This window comes from Streptomyces sp. NPDC002577 (assembly GCF_053594815.1).
Genome location: NZ_JBSFWK010000050.1, coordinates 59,222 through 66,595 on the forward strand (window position 1 = coordinate 59,222; position 7,374 = coordinate 66,595).

Annotated in this window: 5 protein-coding genes and 1 pseudogene; 5 read left to right on the forward strand and 1 reads right to left on the reverse strand. The window is 71.5% G+C overall.

Translation table 11 applies throughout. The annotated features are described in order from the left end of the window. Positions 1–392: 392 nt before the first annotated feature. Positions 393–1,539: pseudogene (gene mtnA, locus ACWD4J_RS37385) on the reverse strand (S-methyl-5-thioribose-1-phosphate isomerase). Between the two features lie 149 nt (positions 1,540–1,688). Here mtnA and ACWD4J_RS37390 point away from each other — a divergent pair. Genes ACWD4J_RS37390 through ACWD4J_RS37410 form a run of 5 tightly spaced genes read left to right on the forward strand, consistent with a single transcriptional unit; the run spans position 1,689 to position 7,251 of the window. Then, on the forward strand, positions 1,689–2,993 hold the full coding sequence (locus ACWD4J_RS37390; protein WP_451399983.1) for a DUF7544 domain-containing protein: 1,305 nt from the start codon (positions 1,689–1,691) through the stop codon (positions 2,991–2,993). A 4-nt stretch (positions 2,994–2,997) separates the two neighbouring features. Then, a complete protein-coding gene (locus tag ACWD4J_RS37395; RefSeq protein ID WP_451399984.1) occupies positions 2,998–3,753 on the forward strand; it encodes a DUF4129 domain-containing protein in 756 nt (251 codons plus the stop codon). Then, positions 3,750–4,940 carry a DUF4350 domain-containing protein gene (locus tag ACWD4J_RS37400; protein WP_451399985.1) on the forward strand — a complete coding sequence of 397 codons (1,191 nt, stop codon included), beginning with the start codon at positions 3,750–3,752 and terminating at the stop codon, positions 4,938–4,940. The genes ACWD4J_RS37395 and ACWD4J_RS37400 overlap by 4 nt, the downstream gene beginning before the upstream one ends. Next, entirely contained in the window at positions 4,940–5,929 is a 990-nt protein-coding gene (locus ACWD4J_RS37405; RefSeq protein ID WP_451399991.1) for an AAA family ATPase, read from the forward strand. The genes ACWD4J_RS37400 and ACWD4J_RS37405 overlap by 1 nt, the downstream gene beginning before the upstream one ends. 11 nt (positions 5,930–5,940) lie before the next feature. Further along, positions 5,941–7,251 carry a DUF58 domain-containing protein gene (locus tag ACWD4J_RS37410; protein ID WP_451399986.1) on the forward strand — a complete coding sequence of 437 codons (1,311 nt, stop codon included), beginning with the start codon at positions 5,941–5,943 and terminating at the stop codon, positions 7,249–7,251. The last annotated feature ends 123 nt before the right edge of the window (positions 7,252–7,374 follow it).

The window sequence follows — 7,374 nt, forward strand, 5'->3', positions numbered from 1 at the left end:
AGTCATCGGCGCGCTGGTGAGAGAGGTCACTGGCCTGTGACGTTAGTCGTACCCGACCGTCACTGTCTGCCCCCGTCCGCCGATGTTGATGTCAGTAACGGATGCCAGGAGGGGAGTTTCCGCGCGCTCGCCGTCCGCTACGTAGCCACCGTGTGCTCTGCGCGACCCGCGCTCCACCGTCACCGGACCGTCCGCTTTTCGGGTTTTCAGGCGGGTTGATCGGTCGGAGTGGGTCTCGTTTCGTCCCGGCAATGACCAGCGTTGACACGCCGTGACTCCCCGCTGCGTACCGTGGCGTCCGCTGACGTTGCCGTCAGACTGCCGTCAGACTCCGTCGGCCTGCCCGCATCCGGCAGTTGGAAGTGGCTCGATCGGACTCCGGCATCATCCAATTAGCTAATCGTTACGTGGCGTGACTTGGCACAGGTCGGCCAGACCCTCGGCTGTCACGGGCGACACGGCCCCCTGCTCGGTGACGATCGCTGTCACCAGTCCGGGCGGCGTCACGTCGAATGCCGGGTTGTACGCCTGGGTTCCCAGGGGTGCCACGGCGATACCGCCTCCTGCCTCCGTCCCGGCCATCGGTGCCTCCGGCGCCATGACCTCCGTCACCTCATGACCGGCCCGCTGCTCCACCTCTATGGAGGCACCGTCCGGGGTGTCCAGGTCCACGGTCGTCACGGGCGCGACCACGATGAACGGCACATGGTGGTAGCGGGCAAGCACCGCGAGCGGATAGCTCCCCACCTTGTTCGCCACCGAACCGTCCGCCGCGATGCGATCGGCGCCGATGAGCACCGCGTCCACCTCACCCGCCGCGAACAGCGACCCCGCCGCGTTGTCCGTGAGCAGCGTGTACGGCATACCGCTGCGCGCCGCCTCGTACGCGGTGAGCCGCGCGCCCTGCAGCAGCGGCCGCGTCTCGTCGACCCACAGCCTGCGCAGCCGCCCTGCCCGGTGCGCCGCCAGCGCCACCGCGAACGCCGTGCCCTCCCCACCCGACACCAGCGCGCCCGTGTTGCAGTGGGTCAGGATCCGGTGATTGCCGCCGGACAGCAACTCGTCGAGCAGCGCCAGCCCGTGCCGGGCCATCTGCGCGCTCGCCTCGGCGTCCTCCTTGTGCAGCGCCTGCGCTGCGGCAAGCGCGGCCGCGGCGGCCTGCCCCTGACTGCCGCCGTCGGCGATTGCGGCCCGGTATGCCGCACGGGCCCTGCCCACCCCGTACGCGAGGTTCACCGCGGTGGGCCGTGCGCTCGCCAGGGCGTCGGCGGCCTCGTCCACGTCGAATCCGCGTACGGCGGCGAGCGCGACACCGTACGCCCCCGCGATGCCGAGCAACGGTGCGCCGCGCACGGCGAGCGTCCGGATCGCCTGCACAAGAGCCGGGGCATCGGTGCACACCAGCTCGACTTCCTCAGCCGGCAGCCTGGTCTGATCGAGAAGGACCAGTACGGGACCCTCCGGTGGTTCTTCCCATCGGATCGCCGGCGTCTGAGAGGGCCTTTGTTCCTCACGGGGTTGCGCGTACTGATCAGCCATTCGACCAGTCTGCCCCTTACCCGGCGGACAATTGAAGGTGTGCAGCCTAGAAGGTGCTTGGTCCGCCCGGTCCACCGCCGGACGCACCGTGGCACGATGGCTGCCAACCTGCCGCCGCAACCGCGGACGGGCACCGTGAAGGAGCGACGATGAACGACACTCCGGGCTGGGCCTCGCCCGGATCTGCCCCCTCCGACGGACAGGAACCGGACGCCTCCCGCCCCACCGACGCCGCCACCGGAAAGAACGACCCGGCGGGTCCGGCGGACGACAAGCGCCCCGCCTCGAAGTGGTCCAAGGAGCAGCCCCCGCCCGGCCGGTGGTCCGCTCCCGGTCCGCAGAGCTCCGATCAGCCGCCGCCACGCGCGGGGTCCGGCTGGGGCGGTCAGCAGCCTCCGCGCGCGCCCGGCGGTTACGGCGGCGGCGCGGGCAACGGCTGGGGCGGCAACTGGGGCGGTCCTCCGCCCGCGGCCAAGCCCGGCGTCATCCCGCTGCGCCCGCTCGGCGTCGGCGAGATCCTCGACGGCGCCGTCTCGACCATGCGTACGCACTGGCGCACGGTGCTCGGCATCTCCCTGGCCGTGGCCGTCGTCACCGAGATCGTGGTCGTGCTGCTGCAAGGACTGGTCCTGGACGACAGCAGCACTGCCGCCTTCAACGACCCCAATGCCAGCCTGGACGAGGTCACCCGGGCGCTGGGCGACGCCCTGCTGAACTCCGGCGTCGTCGTGCTGATCAGCATGCTCGGCACGATCGTCGCCACTGCCCTGCTCACGACCGTGACCAGCCGCGCCGTGCTCGGCAAGTCGGTCTCCATCCAGGAAGCCTGGAGGGACGCCCGGCCACAGCTGCTGAAACTGTTCGGCCTGACTTTCCTGCTGCCCCTCATCGCCCTCGCGATCGTCGGCGTCGGCGTCCTGCCCGGCCTCCTCGTCGCCGTCGCGGGAGCCGCCGAAGCCGGTTCCGCGCTGGCTGTGCTGGGCGCGCTCGCGGCCGCGGTGGTCGCCCTCTGGCTGATGGTCCGCTTCTCGCTCGCCTCGCCCGCCTTGATGCTGGAGAAGCAGGGCATCGTGAAGTCGATGAGCCGCTCGGCCAAGCTGGTGCGCGGCGCCTGGTGGCGGGTCTTCGGCGTCCAGCTGCTCGCGACGATCATCGCCAACATCGTGGCGTCGATCATCGTGATCCCGTTCGCCCTCCTCGCCGGCGCATTGAGCGGCAACGGAATCACCGGTTTGTTCGACAGCACGGCCGGGGACGTCGGCTGGACGTTCCTCATCATCAGCGGCATCGGCTCCGTGATCGGATCCACGCTCACGTTCCCGATCACCGCCGGGGTGACCGTGCTGCTCTACATCGACCAGCGGATCCGCCGCGAGGCCCTCGACCTCGAACTCGCCCGCGCCGCAGGCGTCCAGGGGTACGCTCCCGGCGCACCAGGGACACGAGGGAGCTGATGCAGTGAGCGCGACGGGGGGAGTTCTCAAGGCTGCTCTGTTGCTGCCACGCGGCGACGACGAACCGCCTGTGACGATCCCGCGAGATCCCGCGCGGAAGGCAGCCGAGCGTGAGCTGTCCCGGCCGATGTACCACGAGAACGACCCCAGCCTGCTGCGACGGGCCCTGAACGCCTTCTGGGACTGGGTCGACGGCCTCCTCAGCGCTGCCTCCGGCGCGACACCCGGCGGCGGCGTCGGCCTCTTCGTGATCGCGCTGGCCGTCGTCGCGCTCATCGCCGCACTCTGGTGGCACCTCGGCACGCCGCGCCGCGTACCCGCTTCGTCAGCGCCGCTCTTCGACGACAAGCCGCGCAGCGCGGCGGACCACCGAGCAGCCGCCGAAGCGCATGCGGCCCAGGGCCACTGGAGCCAGGCGCTCCAGGAGCGGATGCGTGCCGTCGTCCGCTCCCTGGAGGAACGGGCCCTGCTCGACCCCCGCCCCGGCCGCACCTCCGACGAGGCCGCCGCAGAAGCCGGCCGGGTCCTGCCCGCCCACGCCGACCGGCTACGCGCCGCTGCCCGCGAGTTCGACGACGTCACGTACGGCGGCCGCACCGCGGACGAGCAGGCGTACCGCCGCGTCTCCGATCTCGACCGCGACCTGGAGCGCACCAAGCCGGTTCTCGCCACCACGGCAGAGAGCCCGGCGACGGCAGGGAGCGTCACCAACGCCCAGGACACGCCCCACAGCACCACCCACCACGGGGCCGCCGAATGACCGAGGCCACCCTTTCGCCCACCTCGGTCTCGCCCACCGTCCGCCAGCGGTGGACCCGCGCCCGAGGCGTCGTGCTCGCGATCGTGCTGCTCCTCGCTGCCGCGGTCGCACTCGCCGTACTCCGCTCCGGGGACCGGCACGGCAGCCTCGACCCCCGCTCCGCCGACCCCTACGGAAGCCGGGCCGTCGCCGAACTCCTCGCCGACCGGGGCGTGTCCACGCGTGTCGTGACCACCGCCGACCAGGCCCGGGCCGCCGCAGGCCCCGACATCACCCTCCTCGTGACCGCGCCCGATCTGCTCACCGGCCGCCAGAAACGCGAGCTCCGCGCCGCCACCGCCGACTCCGGCGGCCGCACCATCCTGATCGCCCCCGGCGATCCATCGCTCGGCACGCTGGTCCCGCACGTCACGGCAGATCCCACGCCCAGCTTCGACTCGACGCTCTCCCCCGGCTGCGACCTGCCCGCAGCCCGCCGCGCGGGCAATGCCGACACCGGCGGCATGCGGTACACGACGACCGCGCCCGACGCCGACCGCTGCTACCCCGCCGACGGTCTCCCCACACTCGTGCGCATCCCGGCCGCCGACGGCACCGGCGACACCGTTGTGCTCGGCGCCCCCGACATCCTCTACAACGACCGCCTCGACGAGCACGGCAACGCCTCGCTCGCCCTGCAACTCCTCGGTTCCCGCCCCCACTTGGTCTGGTACCTCCCCTCCCTCTCCGACGACACCGCCACCGACGCCGGCGACCGCAGCTTCTTCGACCTGATCCCTTCCGGCTGGCTCTGGGGCACACTGCAGCTCGCCATCGCCGCCGCCGTCGCCGCCCTGTGGCGCGGCCGCCGCCTCGGCCCCCTCGTCCCCGAACGCCTCCCCGTCGCCATCCGCGCCTCCGAAACCGCCGAAGGCCGCGCCCGCCTCTACCGAAAGACGAACGCCCGCGACCGCGCGGCCGCAGCACTCCGCGCCGCCACCCGCACCCGCCTCGCACCCCTCCTCGGCGTACCCCCCACGCAGGCGCACACCCCCGAGGCGCTCCTCCCGGCCCTGTCCGCCCAACTCCACGGCGGCGGACGGGACCTGCACACGCTTCTCTTCGGGTCGCCACCCCGCGACGACGCAGCCCTCATCACCCTCGCCGACCAACTCGACGCCCTCGAAGGAGAGGTACGCACTTCATGATGGACCCGACCACTGACAACGCCGGGCACGCAGAGGATCCGGGCAGCGCCCGAGCGTCCCTGGAGGCCCTGCGCACCGAGATCGCCAAGGCCGTGGTCGGCCAGGACCCCGCTGTCACCGGCCTCGTCGTCGCCCTGCTCTGCCGCGGCCACGTCCTCCTCGAAGGCGTCCCCGGCGTCGCCAAGACCCTTCTCGTACGCGCACTCGCGGCGGCCTTGGACGTAGACACCAAGCGTGTCCAGTTCACCCCGGACCTGATGCCCAGTGACGTCACGGGCTCACTGGTCTACGACGCGCGCACCGCGGAGTTCTCCTTCCAGCCAGGCCCTGTCTTCACCAATCTCCTCCTCGCCGACGAGATCAACCGCACCCCGCCCAAGACCCAGTCGTCGCTCCTGGAGGCGATGGAGGAACGCCAGGTCACGGTCGACGGCGTCCCGCGCCCGCTGCCCGAGCCGTTCCTGGTCGCGGCCACGCAGAACCCGGTCGAGTACGAAGGCACATACCCGCTGCCCGAGGCCCAGCTGGACCGCTTCCTCCTCAAGCTCAACGTGCCCCTCCCGTCGCGCCAGGAGGAGATCGGCGTCCTCACCCGCCATGCGGAAGGCTTCAATCCGCGCGACCTGCGCGCCGCCGGCGTACGCCCCGTAGCAGGCCCCGCGGACCTGGAGGCCGCCCGCGCAGCCGTCGCCAAGACGTCCGTATCCCCCGAAATCACGGGCTATGTGGTGGACATCTGCCGCGCCACGCGCGAATCCCCGTCGCTCACTCTCGGCGTCTCCCCTCGCGGCGCGACCGCGCTGCTCGCCACCGCCCGAGCCTGGGCCTGGCTGACGGGCCGCGACTACGTCATCCCCGACGACGTGAAAGCCCTGGCGCTCCCCACCCTCCGCCACCGTGTCCAGCTCCGGCCCGAGGCCGAGATGGAGGGCGTCACCGCAGACTCCGTCATCAACGCGATCCTCGCCCACGTCCCCGTACCCCGCTGAACCGAGGACCCATGGCATTCACCCGACGCGCCGCCCTCCTGGCGGCCCTGGGCACGCTTCCCGTCGGCATCTGGGAGCCCAGCTGGACGGGCATCCTGGCCGTCAACGGTTCCCTGGCACTCGCTTGTGCCTGCGACTTCGCCCTGGCCGCGCCCGTTCGGCGCCTGATCCTGACGCGATCAGGAGACACCTCGGTACGCCTCGGAGATCCCGCGGACGTCACTCTCACCGTCACGAACCCGTCCAACCGTCCGCTGCGCGCCCGCGTCCGCGACGCCTGGCCCCCCAGCAGCTGGCGCCCTGGAGCAGAGGCCCGATCGTCACGCCACACGTTGACGGTCCCGCCCGGAGAACGCCGCCGCGTCACGACCCGCCTCCACCCCACCCGACGTGGCGACCGCCACGCCGACCGGGTCACCGTCCGCTCCTACGGCCCATTCGGCTTGTTCGCCCGCCAGGGCAGCCACAAGGTGTCCTGGACCGTCCGCGTCCTGCCGCCCTTCACCAGCCGGAAGCACCTCCCCTCCAAACTGGCCCGCCTACGCGAACTCGACGGCCGCACCAGCGTCCTCACCCGCGGCGAGGGCACCGAGTTCGACAGCCTCCGCGAGTACGTCCCGGGAGACGACACCCGTTCCATCGACTGGCGCGCCACAGCCCGCCAGTCCACGGTCGCGGTCCGCACCTGGCGCCCAGAACGCGACCGTCACATCCTCCTCGTCCTGGACACCGGCCGTACCTCAGCCGGACGAGTCGGCGACGCCCCGCGCCTTGACGCCTCTATGGACGCGGCCCTGCTCCTCGCCGCACTTGCCTCCCGGGCCGGTGACCGCGTGGATCTCCTGGCATACGACCGCCGCGTACGTGCCCTGGTCCAGGGCCGAGCGGCCGGCGAACTGCTCCCCGCCCTGGTCGACGCCATGGCCCCGCTGGAACCAGAGCTCGTCGAACTGGACGCCCGTGGCCTCACTTCCACGGCTCTGCGCACCGCACCGCGCCGATCTCTCGTCGTCCTGCTCACCAGCCTGGATGCTGCACCCATCGAAGAGGGCCTACTGCCTGTGCTCACGCGTCTCACTCGACGCCACACAGTCCTGGTCGCTTCGGTGGCAGACCCACACATCGCAAAGATGGCGGCCTCGAGAGGATCCGCCGAGGCCGTGTACGAGGCAGCAGCAGCCGCGCAGGCCCAGGCTGAGCGCCGAGCAACGGCCGAACGGCTCATTCGCCACGGCGTCACAGTCGTCGACACGACTCCGGAGGAGCTGGCTCCGGCGTTGGCGGACGCGTACCTCGCCCTTAAGACAGCCGGCCGTCTCTGAGGGAACGCCGTAAGGCGAAGGCGCCCAGAAAAACAGAAAACCCCCGCACCGGAAGGTGCGGGGGTTTTCTCAAAATTTGTTCGGCGGCGTCCTACTCTCCCACAGGGTCCCCCCTGCAGTACC

Bases quoted from the DNA above. Each gene is read 5' to 3' on its own strand.
- ACWD4J_RS37390 (WP_451399983.1), top strand. From the start codon at position 1,689: ATGAACGACACTCCGGGCTGGGCCTCGCCCGGATCTGCCCCCTCCGAC.
- ACWD4J_RS37400 (WP_451399985.1), top strand. From the start codon at position 3,750: ATGACCGAGGCCACCCTTTCGCCCACCTCGGTCTCGCCCACCGTCCGC.
- ACWD4J_RS37405 (WP_451399991.1), top strand. From the start codon at position 4,940: ATGGACCCGACCACTGACAACGCCGGGCACGCAGAGGATCCGGGCAGC.
- ACWD4J_RS37410 (WP_451399986.1), top strand. From the start codon at position 5,941: ATGGCATTCACCCGACGCGCCGCCCTCCTGGCGGCCCTGGGCACGCTT.